General features: G+C 59.0%; 17 protein-coding genes. 3 read left to right on the top strand and 14 right to left on the bottom strand.

Features of this window, described 5'->3' with window-relative positions:
* Nucleotides 1-21 precede the first annotated feature (21 nt).
* Nucleotides 22-885, bottom strand: a complete 864-nt coding sequence (locus QOL81_RS13770; protein WP_049272798.1) for a TauD/TfdA dioxygenase family protein — start codon at nucleotides 883-885, stop codon at nucleotides 22-24.
* A gap of 96 nt (nucleotides 886-981) precedes the next feature.
* Nucleotides 982-1947 (bottom strand): L-tyrosine isonitrile synthase, encoded by a 966-nt coding sequence (gene pvcA, locus QOL81_RS13765; RefSeq protein ID WP_060422401.1) that lies wholly within the window; start codon nucleotides 1945-1947, stop codon nucleotides 982-984.
* Nucleotides 1948-2138: 191 nt separating this feature from the next.
* On the opposite strand from pvcA, the gene QOL81_RS13760 reads away from it, so the two are divergent.
* The gene (locus QOL81_RS13760) at nucleotides 2139-3065 is read left to right on the top strand and encodes a LysR family transcriptional regulator (protein WP_060422398.1); all 927 of its coding nucleotides are present in this window, start codon (nucleotides 2139-2141) and stop codon (nucleotides 3063-3065) included.
* 274 nt (nucleotides 3066-3339) lie between these two features.
* Here QOL81_RS13760 and ispH read toward each other — a convergent pair whose 3' ends face one another.
* The 5 genes from ispH to ribF are packed head-to-tail and all read right to left on the bottom strand — an operon-like array spanning nucleotide 3340 to nucleotide 9056.
* Complete coding sequence (gene ispH, locus QOL81_RS13755) at nucleotides 3340-4293, bottom strand: 4-hydroxy-3-methylbut-2-enyl diphosphate reductase (RefSeq protein ID WP_038873368.1); 954 nt, start codon at nucleotides 4291-4293, stop codon at nucleotides 3340-3342.
* A complete protein-coding gene (gene fkpB, locus QOL81_RS13750) occupies nucleotides 4274-4744 on the bottom strand; it encodes an FKBP-type peptidyl-prolyl cis-trans isomerase (protein WP_033637057.1) in 471 nt (156 codons plus the stop codon). Before fkpB ends, ispH begins: the two co-directional genes overlap by 20 nt.
* A gap of 1 nt (nucleotide 4745) precedes the next feature.
* Complete coding sequence (gene lspA, locus QOL81_RS13745) at nucleotides 4746-5255, bottom strand: signal peptidase II (protein ID WP_038873364.1); 510 nt, start codon at nucleotides 5253-5255, stop codon at nucleotides 4746-4748.
* Between the two features lie 13 nt (nucleotides 5256-5268).
* Nucleotides 5269-8085, bottom strand: coding sequence for an isoleucine--tRNA ligase (gene ileS, locus QOL81_RS13740; protein ID WP_060422395.1), 2817 nt, complete (start codon nucleotides 8083-8085; stop codon nucleotides 5269-5271).
* 32 nt (nucleotides 8086-8117) lie between these two features.
* Nucleotides 8118-9056 carry a bifunctional riboflavin kinase/FAD synthetase gene (gene ribF, locus QOL81_RS13735; RefSeq protein WP_033637054.1) on the bottom strand — a complete coding sequence of 313 codons (939 nt, stop codon included), beginning with the start codon at nucleotides 9054-9056 and terminating at the stop codon, nucleotides 8118-8120.
* Between the two features lie 390 nt (nucleotides 9057-9446).
* Between ribF and rpsT the strand changes: the two genes are divergently transcribed.
* The gene (gene rpsT, locus QOL81_RS13730) at nucleotides 9447-9710 is read left to right on the top strand and encodes a 30S ribosomal protein S20 (protein WP_033637053.1); all 264 of its coding nucleotides are present in this window, start codon (nucleotides 9447-9449) and stop codon (nucleotides 9708-9710) included.
* Nucleotides 9711-9781: 71 nt separating this feature from the next.
* Here the strand turns inward: rpsT and nhaR are convergent, their stop codons facing one another.
* The 4 genes from nhaR to dnaK all read right to left on the bottom strand — a co-directional run bounded on the left by nhaR (nucleotide 9782) and on the right by dnaK (nucleotide 15421).
* The gene (gene nhaR, locus QOL81_RS13725) at nucleotides 9782-10681 is read right to left on the bottom strand and encodes a transcriptional activator NhaR (protein WP_004932962.1); all 900 of its coding nucleotides are present in this window, start codon (nucleotides 10679-10681) and stop codon (nucleotides 9782-9784) included.
* 192 nt (nucleotides 10682-10873) lie between these two features.
* On the bottom strand, nucleotides 10874-12040 hold the full coding sequence (gene nhaA / locus QOL81_RS13720) for a Na+/H+ antiporter NhaA (RefSeq protein WP_038873350.1): 1167 nt from the start codon (nucleotides 12038-12040) through the stop codon (nucleotides 10874-10876).
* 236 nt (nucleotides 12041-12276) lie between these two features.
* Nucleotides 12277-13401, bottom strand: a complete 1125-nt coding sequence (dnaJ, locus tag QOL81_RS13715; protein WP_004932969.1) for a molecular chaperone DnaJ — start codon at nucleotides 13399-13401, stop codon at nucleotides 12277-12279.
* A gap of 106 nt (nucleotides 13402-13507) precedes the next feature.
* A complete protein-coding gene (gene dnaK, locus QOL81_RS13710; protein WP_004932972.1) occupies nucleotides 13508-15421 on the bottom strand; it encodes a molecular chaperone DnaK in 1914 nt (637 codons plus the stop codon).
* Between the two features lie 324 nt (nucleotides 15422-15745).
* On the opposite strand from dnaK, the gene satP reads away from it, so the two are divergent.
* On the top strand, nucleotides 15746-16345 hold the full coding sequence (gene satP / locus QOL81_RS13705) for an acetate uptake transporter (protein WP_070915133.1): 600 nt from the start codon (nucleotides 15746-15748) through the stop codon (nucleotides 16343-16345).
* Nucleotides 16346-16389: 44 nt separating this feature from the next.
* Here satP and QOL81_RS13700 read toward each other — a convergent pair whose 3' ends face one another.
* The 3 genes from QOL81_RS13700 to tal form a co-directional block, all read right to left on the bottom strand.
* Nucleotides 16390-17697 carry an MFS transporter gene (locus tag QOL81_RS13700; RefSeq protein ID WP_060422391.1) on the bottom strand — a complete coding sequence of 436 codons (1308 nt, stop codon included), beginning with the start codon at nucleotides 17695-17697 and terminating at the stop codon, nucleotides 16390-16392.
* Nucleotides 17698-17821: 124 nt separating this feature from the next.
* Nucleotides 17822-18409 carry a molybdopterin adenylyltransferase gene (gene mog, locus QOL81_RS13695; RefSeq protein ID WP_004932980.1) on the bottom strand — a complete coding sequence of 196 codons (588 nt, stop codon included), beginning with the start codon at nucleotides 18407-18409 and terminating at the stop codon, nucleotides 17822-17824.
* 151 nt (nucleotides 18410-18560) lie between these two features.
* Nucleotides 18561-19514, bottom strand: coding sequence for a transaldolase (gene tal / locus QOL81_RS13690; RefSeq protein ID WP_004932982.1), 954 nt, complete (start codon nucleotides 19512-19514; stop codon nucleotides 18561-18563).
* Between the last annotated feature and the right edge of the window lie 187 nt (nucleotides 19515-19701).

The raw sequence follows: 19701 nt of genomic DNA, 5'->3' as shown, positions 1-19701 counted from the left end.
TATCCTTGCCATAATGCTCCTTTACGCTTCTGCGTTGGCCGGCTTCAGCGCCAGATTGGCGCACACCGGGTTGCTCTGAATATGCACGCGCTGCAAATGACGCGCGGAACGGGCGGTAAAGCCCTCACGGCCGTGCAGCAGCGAGAAGTTGTCCGCCACCACCACGTCACCCTGTTGCCATTGGTGAGCATAATAGTGACGCGGATCGTACAGGTGCTGCTGCAGGGTGTGGTGGAACTGTTCCTGCTGCTGTTCCGGCACGCCGTGATATTCCAGCGCATGCTGGTTGAGGAATTTTTTCCCCTCCGTCGGCGGTTCATTGTAGCGCATGATTAACCCCCTGCCGTTCGGGTGCTGCACCACCAGCGGCGAACAGACTTCACCGCCGTAATGCACCACCTGCTTGATGCGGTAGGTGATCGAGACCGACAGCCACTGATCCAGCAGCGCTTCGTCCGCATTGGCCAACAGCCGTGTGGTATCGACGAAGGTGGTGCATCCGCCTTCGTCCTGAGAGGGTGCCGCCACGCAGTGGAACAGCTGGAACTCGGGGATGGTCGGCTTATACATGCCATCCCAATGCAGCGGGACGTAGCTGCTGTCGAAGATATGATCCTTGGCGTCCGGATGTTCCTTCACGTCCAGCACCGCACCGAACGGCCACATCATGATTTCGCCCCACTGTTCGGCATAGCGAGTCAGGACTTCCGCCTCGCTGAAACCGGAGTCGAATCCGCGCAGCACCAGCAAGTGGTGTTCCTGCGCCAGCGCTCGCAGCGCCGCCACCGGCAGCTCGCCGATCTTTTGCCCCGGATGCTGCGGCGTCAGGATCGCGCCGAACGGGGTATTCGGTTGGATATGGCAATTAAGCGGTTGGTTGTTCATCGGTGATTCTCCTTGCATCGAATGTGCTGCTCACACGGCAACGTGCCGTCAAAAACGCGCCCGCCAGGATTTCGGGCGCAAAAGCCTGCGGCGGCCTCAGGCCATCTGTGGCTGCTCGATCAGGTAATGGCTCGGCGTGCCGCGGATCTCCACCAGTTCGCCGTCCAGGCTCTGCGCGTCTTTACGCTTCATCAGCACGAACTGGCCGTTCACGTTCGCCGCCACGCCGTGCCACGGCGTCAGCCAGTCGTCTTTGGTCGGCATCATGTGGATGCCCATTTTCAGGCTGTCGACCGGCTGCGGGTGAATCGACAGGCGGATCGCCGCCGGGAAATGTTGCGCCAGCAGGTTGCCCCAGGCCCAGCTGCGTTGGATCACGCCGCAGGCGCGCTGCTTGGCGTCCTTCTGCAGCGCGGCGTTGGAACCGCTGTAGCCCGGCAGTTGGCTGTCTTCATACAGGAAACGCGTGATGGCGCGGTACAGCAAGAGGCCCTGTTCGTCCTGCATCAGCTGTTGCTTGATCGCCTCTTCCGACTCGGCGTAGCCGTCCACCAACAGCCGGCGCAGCAGATCGTAATCGTCGGTATGCTCCGCCAGGCCTTTGACGTCGCCGAGGTTGAACACACTCAGGTGCGTCGCACCCACTTCATGCAGCAGGCCTTCAATCTCGCGCTGATAGTGGTTGATCGCTTCGTCGCTGACGCGGATCAGATCGCCGAACACGTGGCCGTCGGAGCAGATAACGATATGCGCACCCGGCGGGTAATAGAGTTGAATACGCTGGCACAGCGAGTTGAGGAAGATCAGCGACAGCCGCTCCGCCATGTCCGGCACCGCGCCGATCACCTTGTTGGTGTTGGGCGACTTGGTCGGAAAGGCCGGCAGCACGAATTCGATGCGCTGCTCGTTTTCAATGAATGCCCGAATGCGTGGCAATTGCACCTGAGTGACCCGTTGTTCTTCTTCGGCAATTGAGGTGTCGCCACCGGGGAAACGGCGGCGGTATTGCAATAATTCACGTAGGATTTTTAACGCTATTTCATCTTTCTGAACGCTGTCCACAATGTGCTCCTGTTGCGATGCGGCGCGGGTGTATTATTGAAAAGCGCAATAAGATTTATCAAAAAGAGAAAAAACCTCTGCGAGATAATAATTAGCCCGGCGTTTATATGCTTCAGGCAATATAGAAGAGATGGTGCTATATTATTAGCCCGTATAATTCACAATCTTGGTTAAGTTGTGCTTAACAAACTATGAGCAATATTTTAAAACGCATGGCCATTTTCTCAAAAGTGGTCGATTGCGGCGCATTCAGCATGGCGGCAAAAGAATTGGGCATGACGACCTCGGCCGTCAGCCAACATATTCGCCAGTTGGAGGAACATCTGGGCATTCAATTACTGTTGCGGTCGACGCGTTCATTGAGTCTGACCGAAGCCGGATTGTGCTTTTATGAAGATTGCCTGCTGATGATCCACGCCGCCGAACGCGGCCAACAACGGATCGCCGCGCTGCGTGGCGAACTGGTGGGTGAACTGCGCGTCGCCACCTCGACCGAATTCGCCACCCACTATCTGGTGCCGGCGCTGCAGAGCTTCCTCGACGAGCACCCGCGGCTCACGCTGCGGCTGGAAATCCACGATGAGAAGATAGACCTCATCACGCAACGCATCGATCTGGCGATACGCGGCGGCGTGCTGGCCGACTCCAGCTACGTTTCCACGCGGCTGGCGCGCTGCCGCGAAGTGCTGTGCGCCTCGCCGGCCTACCTGGCGCACCACGGCGTGCCGGATTCGCCGCAGGCGCTGACGCATCACCACTGGGTGACCTTTACACCGCTCGGCAACCCGCAGTTTGTTCGTCTGATCCATCGCGACGGCGGTGAACACCGCATGCGCATGACCGGGCGCTTGTTCACCAACAGCGGTATGGCGATGAAGGAGTTGGCGCTGACCGGCAAGGGTATCATTCGCAATTTCTTCGCCAACGTTGAGCGTGAGTTGCTCAGCGGCGAGCTGATTGAAATATTGCCCGACTGGCGATTACCGGAAATAAATTGCTATGCCATTATGCCGCGTCGGGAGATTCAGCCATTAAAAGTCCGACGATTGCTGGAGCATATGAAGCTCTATTTAAAGGAGAAAGGATTAAACGCCTTAGAACATATTCGGCAGGAATAAAATAAGAAACATCTGCAACACCCATTATTGTAATTATTGTAATCACCTTGCCAACGCCAGGCCTTATTTAGATTGCAGACTAATGATACCTTGATTAATGACTTTTCGTCAGCTTATATAATTAATGACACCGACGCTATTTCAAATACTCAGAATAAATTTGACTTTAGTTAGCAGAAAATTTGAATATGCGCAGCGTTTTATTTTCAATGCCATGCGAATGCCCAAAAAAAACGGGAAGCCTGGGCTCCCCGTTGTCATCCGCCGGCGCCTGTCAGTCTATCTGACGAACGTCCACGCGCAGCTCTTTCGGCACTTCGAACACGATGTTCTCTTCACGCCCGCTGATTTCATGCACGTCCATACCGCCCAGCGCTTTGAGGCGAGAGATCACCTCCTGCACCAGCACGTCCGGCGCTGAGGCACCGGCGGTAACGCCGATATGGCGCGCCCCGCTCAGCCAGCTCTCCTGAATATCCGCCGCCGAATCGATAAGATAAGCCGGTTTGCCGACGCGCTGCGCCAGTTCCGCCAGTCGGTTGGAGTTGGAGGAGTTTTTTGACCCCACCACCAGCACCACGTCCGCATCGCCGGCCAGGTTACGCACCGCTTCCTGACGGTTGGTGGTGGCGTAGCAAATGTCATCCTTGCGCGGGCCGATAATGCTCGGGAAACGCTGGCGCAGGGCGTCGATCACGTCCGAGGTATCATCTACCGACAGCGTGGTCTGCGTCATGAAGCACAGGTTGCTTTCATCTTTCACCTGCAGCTTCCACACGTCTTCCGGCGACTCGACCAGGTACATGCCGCCCTGCGGGTTGCTGTACTGGCCCATGGTGCCTTCCACTTCCGGGTGCCCGGCGTGGCCAATCAGAATCGCTTCGGTGCCGCGGCGGCTGGCGCGCGCCACTTCCATATGCACCTTGGTCACCAGCGGGCAAGTGGCGTCGAACAGCATGGTCAGATCGCGCGCCTTGGCTTCGGCGCGCACCGCCTGAGAAACGCCGTGCGCCGAGAAGATCAGGATAGAGCCGTCCGGCACTTCCGCGATCTCTTCGATAAACACCGCGCCGCGCTCACGCAGGCTGTCGACCACGTAGCGGTTGTGCACCACTTCATGCCGCACGTAGATCGGTGCGCCATACAGTTCCAGCGCGCGTTCCACGATGCTGATCGCACGATCAACCCCGGCGCAGAAGCCGCGCGGGTTAGCCAGCAATATTTGCATGCATCTCCTCCTGCTGCGGATCGATCTCCAGCACTTCGATATCGAAGGTCACCGGATGGCCCGCCAGCGGATGGTTGAAATCGACGGTGATCGAATCTTCCGCCACCGCGCGCACCACGCCCGGCATTTCACTGCCGTCGATGGCGGTAAACAGCATGATGGTGCCCACGTCCGGCACGCCGGTTTCCGCGAAGTCGCGGCGCGAGAAGAACTGGACCAGATCCGGGTTCTCCGCGCCGAACGCCGCTTCCGGCTGCAGGGTAAAGGCGCATTTGTCGCCCGCGCGCAGGCCAAGCAGCTGCGCTTCCAGCGGTGCCGACAGGCTGCCGTCACCCAGGCGGAACAGCGCCGGCTTGCCGCTGCTGCGGGTGGATTCGGCGGTCGAACCGTCTTCCAGTTTCAGCGTAAAGTGAACCAGCACCGCGCTGTCACTGATAACCTGAGCCGTCATATTACTCACCTTTACTCTTTGCGTCTTTGTTCGCCGGCGACAGGAAACCTTCCAGCACGATCATCGCCGCGCCCACGCAGATGAAGCTGTCCGCCAGATTGAAGGTCGGGTAGTGCCAGTCACCGACGTAGAAGTCGATGAAATCGACCACGAAACCGTGCCACAGGCGATCGAACAGATTGCCCAACGCCCCGCCGATAATAAAGGCGTAGGCGATGTTGTTCAGCTTCTGCTGCGCGGTGCTGCGGTACATCATCACCAGCAGCACCGCAACGATGGCGATGGCGATGCCGGCGAAGAACCAGCGCTGCCAGCCGCCATGGTCGGCCAGGAAGCTGAACGCAGCGCCGTAGTTGCGCGCGTAAAACAGGTTGAACGACGGGATCAACGGCTGGGACTGGCCCAGCGTAAAGTTAGCGAGGATCCACTGCTTGCTGCCAAAATCCAGCGCCAGCACCGCCACCACAACCCACAGCCAACGCAGGCCGGTCGAACAAATTGATTTACTCATCAGGCGCGAGTTCTCAGGCAAAGTTACGCTTCTCGCCGTCACCGGCGACGTTGCTCACACAGCGGCCGCAGATGTCTGCGTGTTCCGCCACCAGGCCGATATCGGTGGTGTAATGCCAGCAGCGCGGGCACTTCTCACCCGGTGCCGTGCTGAAGGCGATCTTCAGCCCTTTCAGCAGCTCGGAAGCCTGCGCGTCGGCCGGCGCATCCGCCAATGGCGCAACGCTTGCCGCAGAGGTCAGCAGCACGAAGCGCAGCTCATCCTGCAGGCTGTTCAGGCGCGCCGCCAGCTCGCTGTCGGCATACAGCGTTACCGCCGCTTCCAGCGAGCCGCCGAGGCGTTTGTCGGCACGCGCCTGCTCCAGCACCTTGTTCACTTCGCCGCGCACTTTCAGCAGCTCGGCCCAGAAAGCGTCGTTCATCGGCTCGCCTTCCGCCAGCCCGAACAGGCCGTCGTACCACTCTTCGGTAAACACGTACTGCGCGCGTTTGCCCGGCATGAAGCCCCAGATCTCGTCCGCAGTGAACGACATGATCGGCGCCATCCAGCGCACCAGCGCTTCCACGATGTGATACAGCGCGGTCTGGCAGCTGCGGCGGGCGACGCTGTCGCTCTTCGCGGTGTACTGACGATCCTTGATGATATCCAGATAGAAGGAGCCCATCTCGACCGAGCAGAACTGCATCAGACGCTGCACCACTTCGTGGAAATCATAGTTAGCGTAAGCCTGCTCGATATCCTGCTGCGCCGCCAGCGCACGGCCGACCGCCCAGCGATCCAGCACCACCATGTCTTCCGGCGCCACGCAATCGGTGCTCGGCTCGAACCCGTTCAGGTTGGCCAGCAGGAAGCGCGCGGTGTTGCGGATGCGGCGATAAGAGTCTGCGGAGCGCTTGAGGATCTCGTCGGAGACCGCGATTTCGCCGGTGTAATCGGTCGATGCCACCCACAGACGCAGAATGTCGCCGCCCAGCTTGTTCATCACGTCCTGCGGGCTGACGGTGTTGCCGATCGACTTGGACATCTTGCGGCCCTGGCCGTCGACGGTGAAGCCGTGGGTCAGCACTTCTTTATAAGGCGCCTTGCCTTTCATCGCGGTGGAGATCATCAGCGATGACATGAACCAGCCGCGGTGTTGGTCGGAGCCTTCCAGATACATGTCGGCGCTGTGTCCCTGGAACTCAGGGCGCACGTCGACCACCGAAGCGTGGGTGGAACCGGAGTCGAACCACACGTCCAGCGTATCCGGCACTTTCACGTAGTCGGCGGCTTCCGCGCCGAGGATATCGGCCGCGTCCAGATCCCACCAGGCCTGAATGCCGTCTTGCTCGACGCGCTTGGCCACTTCTTCCATCAGCTCAACGGTGCGCGGGTGCAGCTGCTCGGTTTCTTTGTGCACGAACAGCGACATCGGCACGCCCCAGGTGCGCTGACGCGAGATGCACCAGTCCGGGCGGTTGGCCACCATCATTTCGATGCGCGCCTGGCCCCAATCCGGGATCCACTGCACGCCTTTGATCTCTTCCAGCGACTGCTGACGCAGGCCTTTCTGATCCATGCTGACGAACCATTGCGGCGTGGCGCGGAAGATGATCGGCGTCTTGTGCCGCCAGCAGCACGGATAGCTGTGCAGGAACTTCTCGACGTGCAGCAGCGCGCCTTTCTCACGCAGCAGGTCGACGATCAGATCGTTGGCCTTGAAGACGAACTTGCCGTCCAGCAGCGGGTGAGTGCCGGTCAGGTAGCAGCCGTTCGGCCCTACCGGGTTGGCGATCTCCAGACCGTATTTTTGGCTGATGACGAAGTCATCCGGGCCATGACCGCCTGCGGTATGCACCGCACCGGTACCGGCGTCCAGCGTCACGTGCTCGCCGAGGATCGCCGGCACGTCGAAGTCCATGAACGGGTGTTTGAAGCGCAGCAGCTCCAGATCGGCGCCTTTGCAGTTGCCCAGCACCGTCCATTCGGTGATGCCGGCGCGTTTCATCACGCTTTCCACCAGCTCGGCCGCCAGGATCAGGCACTGGCCGTCAACCTGCACCAGCTGATAGGTGAAGTCCGGATGCAGCGAGATCGCGCGGTTGGCCGGCAGGGTCCACGGGGTGGTGGTCCAGATAACCAGGGAGATAGTCCCGTTGAAGTGGCTCACGCCGAACTTGGCCGCCACGGCAGCCGCGTCGGCCGCATGGAAGGTCACGTCGATCGACGGCGAAGTCTTGTCGTAGTACTCCACTTCCGCTTCCGCCAGCGACGATCCGCAGTCGGTGCACCAGTGAACCGGCTTGGCGCCTTTCAGCAGGTGGCCGTTGCTGATGATCTTGCCCAGCGCGCGGATGATGTTGGCTTCGGTTTTGAAGTCCATGGTCAGGTATGGGCGATCCCAGTCGCCCAGCACGCCCAGGCGGATGAAGTCCTTCTTCTGGCCTTCAACCTGCTCGGCCGCGTACTCGCGGCACTTCTGGCGGAACTCGGCCGCCGTCAGCTTCTCGCCCGGTTTGCCGTACAGCTGTTCAACCTTCAGTTCGATAGGCAGGCCGTGGCAGTCCCAACCCGGCACATAAGGCGAGTCGAAGCCGGCCATCCCTTTCGACTTGATGATAATGTCTTTGAGAATCTTGTTAACCGAGTGACCAATGTGAATGCTGCCGTTCGCATACGGAGGGCCGTCATGCAAAATGAAGGTTTTTTTGCCCTTTTTGGCAGTACGAATAATCCCGTACAGATCCTGTTCATACCAACGTTGCAGCATGCCAGGTTCGCGCTTGGCGAGGTCGCCGCGCATCGGGAACCCTGTTTCCGGCAAGTTCAGGGTATTCTTGTAGTCACTCATTAGATTCTCGGTTCCGTTTTCGGCTATAGAGATTAAACCGGTGTCTGTAGCCCGAAGAACTTCCGGGCCGTCACCACATCATTGGCGATTTGCTGCTTCAGGGCATCGAGCGAAGCAAACCGTTGTTCATTGCGCAATTTTGCGCGGAGCACCACCTCAATATGGCGCCCGTAAAGATCCATTGTGACATCCAGCAGATGCACTTCCAGCTGCTGACGCACGCCGGCGACGGTCGGGCGCGTACCGATATTGGCCACGCCCGGCAGCGGCTGCGGCCCCAGGCCGTACACTTCTACCGCATACACCCCTTTCACCGGCGCCACCAGGCGCTTGAGCGGCAGGTTGGCGGTCGGGAAGCCGATGGTGCGGCCCAGCTCGTCGCCGTGCACCACGCGCCCGGAAATGCTGTATGGGTGGCCCAGCAGTGTCTCCGCCAGCGGCAGATCGTCCTCGCTCAGCGCGGTGCGGATCGCGGTGCTGCTGATGCGCCGCTCGCCTTCGCGGAAGGTCGGGGTGCTGACCACCTCGAAGCCGTACTCTTTTCCGGCCTGCTGCAATAGCGGAAAATCGCCCTGACGCCCGGCGCCAAAGCGAAAATCATCCCCCACCATCAGGAATTTGACGCCCAGTTTTTCCACCAGCAGCTCGGCGACGAACGCCTGCGCGGTGTTGGCGGCAAAACGCGGATCGAACTTGACGCACAGCAGGTAATCGACGCCCGCCTGCGCCAGGTAGTTGGCCTTGTCGCGCAGGCGCGTCAAGCGGGCCGGCGCCTTGTCTGCGGCGAACATCTCCAGCGGCTGCGGCTCAAAGATCATGACCATCACCGGCAGCCCGAGGCGTTGCCCTTGTTGCTTCAACTGCTCCAGCAGCGCCTGATGACCGCGGTGTACGCCGTCAAAGTTGCCGATGGTGAGCACGCAACCATGGTGGCGCGCCCGGATATTGTGAATGCCGCGAATTAGCTCCATAGCTGGCTCAAAACAGTGGAAATCGGCGGATTATACCTTGTACAGCCGGTAAGGTTAACCCGCGATTGGTGCCTTTATGTAATAGACATACCATACCGGAGATAATCTGCGCGTGAAACGGCTTCGCCGCAGTTTATCCGGCACTGCCGGGCCGATTCTCGACCACGGCCAACGGCTTGCGTCCGCCGCGGCAAAACATTGGCGAATTTTCTCGCGAAACACTGTATTCCCAAGAGCGAAGCTGGTAAAATCCTGCGCCATCACAACGTAGCGAGTGCCGCCTGTACAAACGGCGCTTATTTGCACAAATCCATTGACAAACGAAGGCTAAAAGGGCATATTCCTCGGCCTTTGAATTGTCCTCAATAGAATATATTTGGGAGTTGGACCTTGGCTAATATCAAATCAGCTAAGAAACGCGCCGTACAGTCTGAGAAACGCCGCAAGCATAACGCTAGCCGTCGCTCAATGGTGCGTACCTTCATCAAGAAGGTAGACGCAGCTATCGCAGCTGGCGACAAAGAAGCAGCACAAACTGCATTCCTGGTAATGCAGCCACTGGTGGACCGTCAGGCAGCTAAAGGCCTGATCCACAAAAACAAAGCAGCGCGTCATAAGTCAAACCTGACTGCACGCATCAACGCAATGCAATAAGCATTTCGTTATCTGCTTGATAAAAAAACCGGCTCAGGCCGGTTTTTTTACGCCCTGCGTTCAGTGAACCACTAGCAGGAAAACAGCGCCGAGAAGTCTTTGTTGCACACGCGCTGCACCGCCGGATGCTGGATCATGCGCTCGGCGAAGATGATGTAATACTCCTCCTGCACGCTGTCGATGCGCCCAATCTCCACCACGTTGTCATCGTTATAGGTATCCTGCGCATACAGCGTCGGCGCCACGAAAATCGCATTGTGATACATGCCGAAGGCCTTCATCAGCGCCGCATCGTCGAACTCACCCAGGATCTCCACCTGAATGCCCTGCGTATTGAACCAGTTGAGCAGCTTGCGCCCCAGCATCGAGCGGCGGCCGGGGATCAGCAGCTTGCGCTGCTCCAGGCAGGCCGGGAACGGCAACTCCGGCGCCGGCTGGCGGCAGAAGAAGCTGATGCCGCACTCGCCCAGCTTCAGCGAGAACAGCCCTTCCTGCTGGCTGGAATCCACCGGGCAATCCGACAGGATCATATCCAGCTTGTGCTGGCTGAGCTGCTCCAACAGCATCTCGTGCGTCGATTCAAAACAGCGCAGGTGGATCTGTTCGTTATCCACCACTACCGCCGTTTCCAACACCTGGCTGACCAGGCGCTTCGACAGCGCGTCCGCCACGCCAACGTCGAACAGCAGGTTCGACTCTTTGCGGTAGTTGACGATATCCAGCATTTCCTGGCTGAGCATAAACATCTTGTCGGCATAGCGGAACACCAGCTGCCCCAGCTCCGAAGGTACCAACCCGCGCCCCTGGCGTTTGAACAGCTTGCCGTCCAACCGCTCCTCCAGCGCTTTGATCTGGCCGGTGATGGTCTGCGGCGTCAAAAACAACGCTTCGGCGGCACCGACCACGGAACCGGCCTTGCAGACCTGCCAGAAATAATAAAGGTGATTAAAGTTGATATGCGACATCCTCACGAGCGGCTCTCCTTAACAACGTTTCGCAGCGGCAAACGGTGTGCCGTGACGAGCGACAAACTTCCTTTCCCTGCTTCAGACAACGTATAGCCCCATTAGTCCCAACGAAGAACGGCCGAAGCTGCACATATTTTATACCGCGCAGCTCCGACCAGCCATTTTATTGTGTGCCCTTATCGGGCACACGCAGGATTAACGCACCCGCGGCAACGCCAGACGCAGCAACCCATACCCTGCCACCGCCGCCGCAGTGGAGCCCAGCAGGATCCCCAGGCGGGAATAGGTGCTGAGTGCCGCATCCGCATCGCCGAACGCCAGCGAGGCGATAAAAATCGACATGGTGAAACCAATACCACAGAGCACCGAAACGGCAAACACCTGTTTAAAACCGATCCCCTCAGGCAAGCGGGCGATGCCCATTTTCACCGCCAGCAGGCTGAAGAGGAAAATCCCCAGCGGCTTGCCGATAAACAGCCCGGCCGCAATCCCGACCGGCAACAGCGACGTCAACCCTTCCAGCGATACGCCCTGCAAAGAAACCCCGGCGTTGGCGAATGCGAACAGCGGCAGGATCATAAACGCGACCCAAGGGTGCAGCTCATGTTCCAGCGTCTCCGACGGCGACGGCCCCTTCTTGACGTTCAGCGGGATCATAAAGCCGACGATCACCCCGGCCAGCGTCGCGTGCACCCCGGACTTGAGGATCGCGACCCACAACACCAGGCCGACCATCATGTACAGCGAGGTTTTACCCACGCCGCGCCAGTTCATCACCGCCAGCAGCACCGTCGCCGCCGCCGCCACGCCCAGCGCCACCATCGACACTTCATGGGTGTAGAACAGCGCGATGATGATAATCACGCCCAGGTCATCGATGATCGCCAACGCCAGCAGGAACACTTTCAGGCTGGTCGGTACGCGGTTGCCCAGCAGCGCCATTACGCCCAGCGCGAAGGCGATATCGGTCGCGGCCGGGATCGCCCAGCCCTGGCGGGTGACTTCATCCGCGCCGTTGAACAGCAGGTAAATCAGCGCCGGCGCCAGCATGCCGCCCAGCGCGGCGATCGCCGGAAACACCGCCTTGTCGCGCCCGGACAGCGAGCCCTGCATCAGCTCGCGCTTGACCTCGAGCCCCACCACCAGGAAGAAGATGGCCATCAGGCCGTCGTTGATCCACAGCAGCAGCGGCTTGGCGATCTCCAGCGAAGCAATCTTCACCATCACCGGCAGGTTAAGGAATGCCTGATAGATCCCCTGTGCCGGGGTGTTGGCCATGATCAGGGCGACGATCGCCGCCGCGATCAGAATGATGCCGCCCGCGGCTTCCTGACGTAAAAATTGACGAATGATGTTGGTCACAATACGTCTCTCCAAATCTGTGCAGGGCGTAGCGCCCTGCGAACCACAGTCATGAAGTGAGTATAGAGGGCGTTTTAGTTCGAAAAAATAAGTTTATAAATGCTAAATAACTCGATAAAACCGATTAAAAGCACGAATAAGTCACATTATTTATAGGGGATTAGGGGTGCGACATGCAAATAAAAACCCCGGGACAGACGCCCGGGGTTCTAATATAAACCAGCAGAAACAGCAGGTTAGCGAGTCAGGTCGTCAAAGAACTTTTTCACCCCGTCGAAGAAGCTCTTCGAACGCGGGCTGTTCTTGTCACCGGACGGGCCGCCCAGGCTCTCTTCCAGCTCGCGCAGCAATTGCTTCTGCTTGTCGTTCAGATTGACCGGGGTTTCCACCACTACGCGGCACAGCAGGTCGCCCTGGCTGCCACCACGCACCGATTTCACGCCCTTGCCGCGCATGCGGAACAGTTTGCCGGTTTGGGTCTCCGAAGGCACCTTCAGTTTCACCCGGCCGTCCAGCGTCGGCACTTCAATCTCACCGCCCAGCGCCGCCATGGCGAAGTTGATCGGCACTTCACAGTACAGGTTGTTGCCTTCGCGCTCGAAGATCGGGTGCGCCTTCACCTGCACCTGAACGTACAGATCGCCCGCCGGTGCGCCGTGCTCGCCGGCTTCGCCTTCACCCGCCAGGCGGATGCGGTCACCGGTATCGACGCCGGCCGGAATTTTCACCGACAGCGTTTTGGATTTTTCTACCCGGCCGTGGCCGTGGCACTTGTTGCACGGATCTTTGATGATCTGACCGCGGCCATGGCAGTGCGGACACGCCTGCTGCACGGTGAAGAAGCCCTGACGCATCTGCACCTGGCCCTGGCCGTGACAGGTTGGACAGGTCACCGGCGAGCTGCCCGGCTTGGCGCCGCTGCCGTGGCAGACGTCGCACTCTTCCAGCGTCGGGATGCGGATCTCTTTGGTGACGCCACGTACCGCTTCCTCGAGGGTCAGCTCCATGTTATAGCGCAGATCGGAACCGCGGCTGGCGCGCTGACGGCGGCCTCCGCCGAAGATGTCGCCAAACACGTCGCCAAAGATATCGCTGAAGTCGGCACCGCCGCCAAAGCCGCCGCCGCCCATGCCTCCCTGTTCAAAGGCCGCGTGCCCGTACTGATCGTAGGCCGCGCGTTTCTGGTCGTCGGTCAGGACTTCGTAAGCTTCTTTAACTTCTTTAAACTTGGTTTCGGCGTCTTGTTCCTGGTTGCGGTCAGGATGGTATTTCATCGCCAGGCGTTTGTACGCCTTTTTGATCTCACGTTCATCCGCCGTCTTGCTGACGCCGAGAATCTCGTAATAGTCTTTCTTCGCCATTCTTTCGCTTACCCTTAACATGCGTGCACGGGCGCAGAGTTGCCTCGACGCCCGTGCTGGTTTCCGGGAGCGGCATCTCGGCCGCCCCGTGCCCGCTTAAGGGCGATTATTTTTTGTCTTTAACTTCTTCGAACTCAGCGTCAACCACGTCGTCGTCTTTCTGCGCCGCGTTGTCCGCGCCGGCGTCAGCACCCTGCTGAGCCTGCTGCGCCTGGGCCATTTCCAGCAGTTTGCCGGAAACCTGCACCAGAGCCTGAGTCTTCGCTTCGATCTCGGCTTTATCTTCGCCTTTCACCGCCGCTTCCAGATCTTTCAGCGCCGCTTCGATCGCCGTTTTGTCTTCCGCCGGCAGTTTGTCGCCCGCTTCTTCCAGCTGCTTGCGAGTGCCGTGGATCAGGTGATCGGCCTGGTTACGTGTCTGTACCAGCTCTTCGAACTTGCGGTCGGCTTCAGCGTTCAGCTCGGCGTCGCGCACCATTTTCTGGATTTCGTCTTCGTTCAGGCCAGAAGATGCCTTGATGGTGATCTTCTGCTCACGACCGGTGTTCTTGTCTTTGGCAGACACGTGCAGGATGCCGTCGGCATCGATATCGAAGGTGACTTCGATCTGCGCCATGCCGCGCGGTGCCGCCTGAATGCCGTCCAGGTTGAACTGGCCCAGAGATTTGTTATCGCTGGCGCGCTTACGCTCACCCTGCAGCACGTGGATGGTTACCGCAGACTGGTTGTCTTCAGCGGTAGAGAACACCTGGCTGTGCTTGGTCGGGATCGTGGTGTTTTTGGTGATCAGCGGCGTCATCACGCTGCCCATGGTTTCGATACCCAGCGACAGCGGGGTCACGTCCAGCAGCAGAACGTCCTTCACATCACCGGCCAACACGCCGCCCTGTACCGCAGCGCCCACGGCAACCGCTTCGTCCGGGTTCACGTCTTTACGCGGCTCTTTGCCGAAGAAGTCTGCGACTTTCTTCTGCACCATTGGCATACGGGTCTGGCCGCCCACCAGGATCACGTCCTGGATGTCGGAAACCGACAGGCCTGCGTCTTTCAGCGCCACTTTCAGCGGCTCGATAGAACGTGCAACCAGATCTTCAACCAGCGACTCGAGTTTGGCGCGAGTCACTTTGATGTTCATGTGTTTTGGACCGGTCGCGTCTGCAGTGATGTACGGCAGGTTAACGTCGGTCTGCTGAGCGGAAGACAGTTCGATCTTCGCTTTCTCAGCGGCTTCTTTCAGACGCTGCATCGCCAGCGGATCGTTGCGCAGATCGATACCCTGATCTTTCTTGAACTCTTCCACCAGGTAGTTGATCAGACGGCTGTCGAAGTCTTCGCCACCCAGGTGGGTGTCACCGTTGGTCGCCAGCACTTCGAAGGTTTTTTCGCCGTCAACGTCGTCGATTTCGATGATGGAGATATCGAAAGTACCGCCGCCCAGGTCATAAACCGCGATGGTGCGGTTGCCAACTTCTTTGTCCAGACCGTAGGCCAGGGCCGCAGCGGTTGGTTCGTTGATGATGCGCTTGACTTCCAGACCCGCGATGCGGCCGGCGTCTTTGGTCGCCTGACGCTGGGCGTCGTTGAAGTAAGCCGGTACGGTGATAACCGCTTCAGTTACCGGTTCGCCCAGGTAATCTTCCGCCGTTTTCTTCATTTTCTTCAGCACTTCCGCAGAGATCTGCGGCGGAGCCATTTTCTGGCCTTTCACTTCCAGCCAAGCGTCGCCGTTGTCGGCTTCGACGATTTTGTACGGCATGATCGCTTTGTCGCGCTGCGCTTCTTCATCCTGGAAGCGGCGACCGATCAGGCGCTTGATGGCGAACAAGGTGTTTTCAGGGTTGGTCACTGCCTGACGCTTAGCCGGCTGGCCAACCAGAGTTTCACCGTCCTGGGTATATGCGATAATAGAAGGAGTGGTGCGGTCGCCCTCGGCGTTTTCCAGCACGCGTGCCTTGGCACCATCCATAATTGCTACGCAAGAGTTGGTAGTACCCAGGTCGATACCAATAATTTTACCCATCTAAACGTCTCCACTAAAAAATTCATAATCAGTCAGGTTGCTAACCTATATGCGGGCGATTTTTTGCTTTTCAACTGCCCGATATCTCAGTGCGACCCGCGGTTAGCAACTGCGGTTGCAAATAAGATGGGGCCATCCAATCCGGCATCAAGGGGCAAGGCGAAAAAAATTTCTTTTTTTATCGTCATTCAGATCATTGTTTCCGGCTGCGGGGATCATTATGATGCGCGCGCTCTGGTGGAAAACTTCGATTTTTTGGCCATTCAGACCATTTATTATTTTACTTCGCTGTTTCCGTTAATTTTCTGTTATCGCAGAGGACTTATGCACACCAACAAGTTGGCGAATCCCGGCCCTCTCGGCCTGATGGGCTTCGGGATGACCACCGTCTTGCTGAACCTGCACAACGCGGGCTTTTTCCCACTGAACTCCGCCATCATCAGCATGGGGATTTTCTTCGGTGGCCTGGCCCAGATCCTGGCCGGTCTGCTGGAATACAAGAAGGGCAACACCTTCGGCATGACCGCTTTCACCGCCTACGGCAGCTTCTGGCTGAGCCTGGTCGGCCTGCTGCTGCTGCCGCGTCTGGGCCTGGCTGAGGCCACCGAGGCGCACGTGCTGGGCATCTACCTGGCACTGTGGGGCGTCTTCACCCTGTTCATGTTCTTCGGCACCCTGGCCGCCAACCGCGTGCTGCAGTTCGTGTTCGCCAGCCTCACGCTGCTGTTCGCCCTGCTGGCCGTCGGCAACATCACCGGCAATCATGCGCTGCTGACCTTCGCCGGCTATGAAGGCATCATCTGTGGCGCCAGCGCCATTTACCTGGCGATGGCCGAAGTGCTCAACGAACAATACGGCCGCACCGTGCTGCCGATTGGCGAGCCGGCTCCGGCCCGCGTCGCGGCCTCACCGGTGGCGGCGTAATCGCCCTTCCCTGATGAAAAAGCCCTGCAGTGCAGGGCTTTTTTTTAGCTGTAGGAATCAGCTCGCCGCTCCCCGGCTTCGCTGTTCAGATCGCGATGCAGGTAGAAACCGAGCAGCAGCCCGATGAGCGACAGCGCCAACACGTAGTAAGCGGGCGCTAACGGGGTCAATTTCATGATCAGCGTCACAAAAATAGGTGTTAAACCGCCAAAAATAGCGTACGAGACGTTATATGAGAACGAGATGCCGGTAAACCGTACTTCCGCCGGGAACGCCCGCACCATCACGTACGGCACGGCCCCCACCACGCCTACGCTGAACCCCACCAGCGCATAGCAGGCGAATAGCATTTCCGGGTGCACGCCCACCGTCTGATAGAACAGCCAGCTGCAGCCGGCCAGCAGCACACTGCCGACCACCAGCGTTTTGCTGGCGCCAAAGCGATCGGCCGATAAACCGGCGACGATGCAGCCGGCGATCAGCATGATGGTGGCGATGCTGTTGGCCTGCAGCGTCAAGGCCGGCGCAATGCCGAACTGCTTTTGCAGATAGGTCGGGGTCATCAGGATCACCACCACGATGCCGGCGGAGAGCAGCCAGGTCAGCAGCATCGATACCACCACTTCCCGCTTGTGGTTGAGCACCACCGACTTCAGCGGCAGCTCCTCGGCCAGCGCTTTACGCGCCTGCATCTCGATGAAGATCGGCGTTTCCTGCAGCCAGCGGCGCAGGTACATCGCCACCAGGCCGAACATGCCGCCCAAGAGGAAAGGAATGCGCCAGCCGCCGCCGGCGATGCTCTGCGGGCTGAGCGTAGTGTTGATCACCGTCGCCACCACCGAGCCCAGCAGGATGCCCACCGTCAACCCGGCGGTCAGCGTGCCGCAGGCGAAGCCGATGCGCCGGCGCGGCACGTGTTCGGCAACGAAGACCCAGGCGCCCGGCACCTCACCGCCGATCGCCGCCCCCTGCAGCACGCGCATCAACAGCAGCAGCAGCGGCGCAGCAATGCCGATGCTGGCGTAGGTCGGCAGCAGGCCCATCGCCAGCGTCGGCAACGCCATCAGCAGAATGCTCAGGGTAAACATCTTCTTGCGGCCGACCAGATCGCCGAAGTGCGCCATCACGATGCCGCCCAGCGGGCGGGCCAGATAGCCGGCGGCGAAGATGCCGAAGGTTTGCACCAGACGTAGCCACTCCGGCATGTCCGCCGGGAAGAACAGATCGCCGACCACGGCGGCGAAGAACACGAAGATGATGAAGTCGTAAAACTCCAGCGCGCCGCCCAACGCGGCCAACGTCAGCGTTTTGTAGTCTTGCCGGTTCAGCCGGCGATTAGTGTCGTGAGGCATAGGGCACCGTCGGTAAAGGCTGTAAAAATAAAAGCCGCAGGCTTTCTGTAAAAGAATCCTTACTATAGCGGCAAATTATTTTCACACCAGACGGGCTGAAGCCGATCTAGCAGAATGCTGAAATTTAGAGGTTTATCTCGCGACGCGCGCTCTTTGGCCGAAATGCTGCTACCACCGCGGCGTGCGTTTCGACGTAAGGCCCGTCGAGCAGCTGAATGCAATAAGGCACGCTGGCGAAGATGCCGTGTACCACCGCATTGCCCTGCTCATCCTTTACCCCTTCCAGCGTTTCCTTGATCGACTTCGGTTGGCCGGGCAGGTTGATGATCAGCGCCTGTTTGCGGATCGCCCCCACCTGGCGAGAAAGAATTGCCGTTGGCACATAGTGTAGGCTGATCTGACGCATTTGCTCGCCGAAGCCGGGCATCACGCGATCGGCGATCGCCAGCGTGGCGTCGGGGGTGACGTCGCGGCGCGCCGGCCCGGTGCCGCCGGTGGTCAGCACCAGATGGCAGCCCATTTCGTCCACCAGCTCGCACAGCGTCTGTTCAATTTGCGTCTGCTCATCGGGGATCAGCCGGGTTTCCAGCTTGAACGGCGTCGCCAGCGCGCCGCTCAGCCACTCTTCCAGCGCCGGGATGCCTTTATCCTGATAAACGCCGCCGGAAGCGCGATCGGAAACGGAAACCAAACCAATACGTAAAATATCCATGCGTAACCTCTACAGCCTGATGGGGTCCGAACGGGTTCGTCTCCCGTTCTGTTGTCATTGCCGAGAGTATAAGGGCTTCCCCCGCCAGCGGGAGCGTCGGGCATAAAAAAAGGTGGCCTGAGCCACCTTTTTACTGCGCGATCTGCGGGAATTACAGCAGGTCGGCGATCATTTTTTCCAGTTTGCCCTGGTCTACGGCGAACTTGCGGATACCGTCGGTCAGTTTCTCAACCGCCATCGGATCCTGGTTGTGCTGCCAGTAGAACTCAGGTTCGGTCAGTGCGGCAGGACGCGCCTTCACTTCACCGGTGTAAGACAGTTTGCGCTCCAGCGCGCCTTCGCTCTCCGCCAGCTCTTTCAGCAGCGCAGGGGCGATGGTCAGGCGGTCACAGCCGGCCAGTTCGATGATTTCGCCGACGTTACGGAAGCTGGCGCCCATCACCACGGTGTTGTAACCGTGCTGTTTGTAGTACTGGTAAATTTCGGTCACGGAGATCACGCCCGGATCTTCGTGCGGGGCGAACTCTTTCTTGTCGCCGTTGGCTTTGTACCAGTCGAGGATACGGCCGACGAACGGCGAGATCAGGTAAACGCCGGCTTCGGCACAGGCGCGAGCCTGAGCGAAGGAGAACAGCAGCGTCAGGTTACAGTTGATGCCTTCTTTCTCCAGCTGCTCCGCCGCGCGGATGCCCTGCCAGGTCGAGGCCAGTTTGATCAGGATGCGATCGTTGCTGATGCCGGCTTCGTTGTACAGTTTGATCAGGCGTTTGGCCTTGGCCACGCTGGCGACGGTGTCGTAAGACAGACGCGCATCCACTTCGGTGGAGATACGGCCCGGAACCAGTTTGAGGATTTCCAGACCGATGTTGACCGCCAGCTTGTCGGCGGCGTCGGCGATCTGCTGCTCGCGATCGCTGCTCTGGCCGCGCGCCCAGGCGATGGCTTCGTCAATCAGTTTGCGGTATTCAGGAATTTGGGCTGCATTGAGGATCAGCGAAGGGTTGGTTGTAGCGTCCTGCGGTTGATACAGCTTCATTGCCGCGATATCACCCGTATCTGCAACCACCGTGGTCAGCTGGCGCAGGGAAGTTAATTTGTCGGTCATGTTGGCATTATCTCATCGTTTGTGCATGAACTTTTGGCATTGTTCAACCATGCCCTACCCTGATAATAACATGCGCCAAGCCCGGTGCAAGGCTGGAAAACCGCGGCGCGCAAGCATCTGTTTTATCCTTGGGCGAGCAACCGTTTACGCCGATATCTTTCGCCATAACCGAGCGGATGGAAAGGCA

The organism is Serratia sp. CC22-02, from assembly GCF_900182895.1.
In the GTDB taxonomy this organism is placed as follows: Bacteria; Pseudomonadota; Gammaproteobacteria; order Enterobacterales; family Enterobacteriaceae; genus Serratia; species Serratia nevei.
This window is presented reverse-complemented; position numbering and strand designations above follow the sequence as displayed.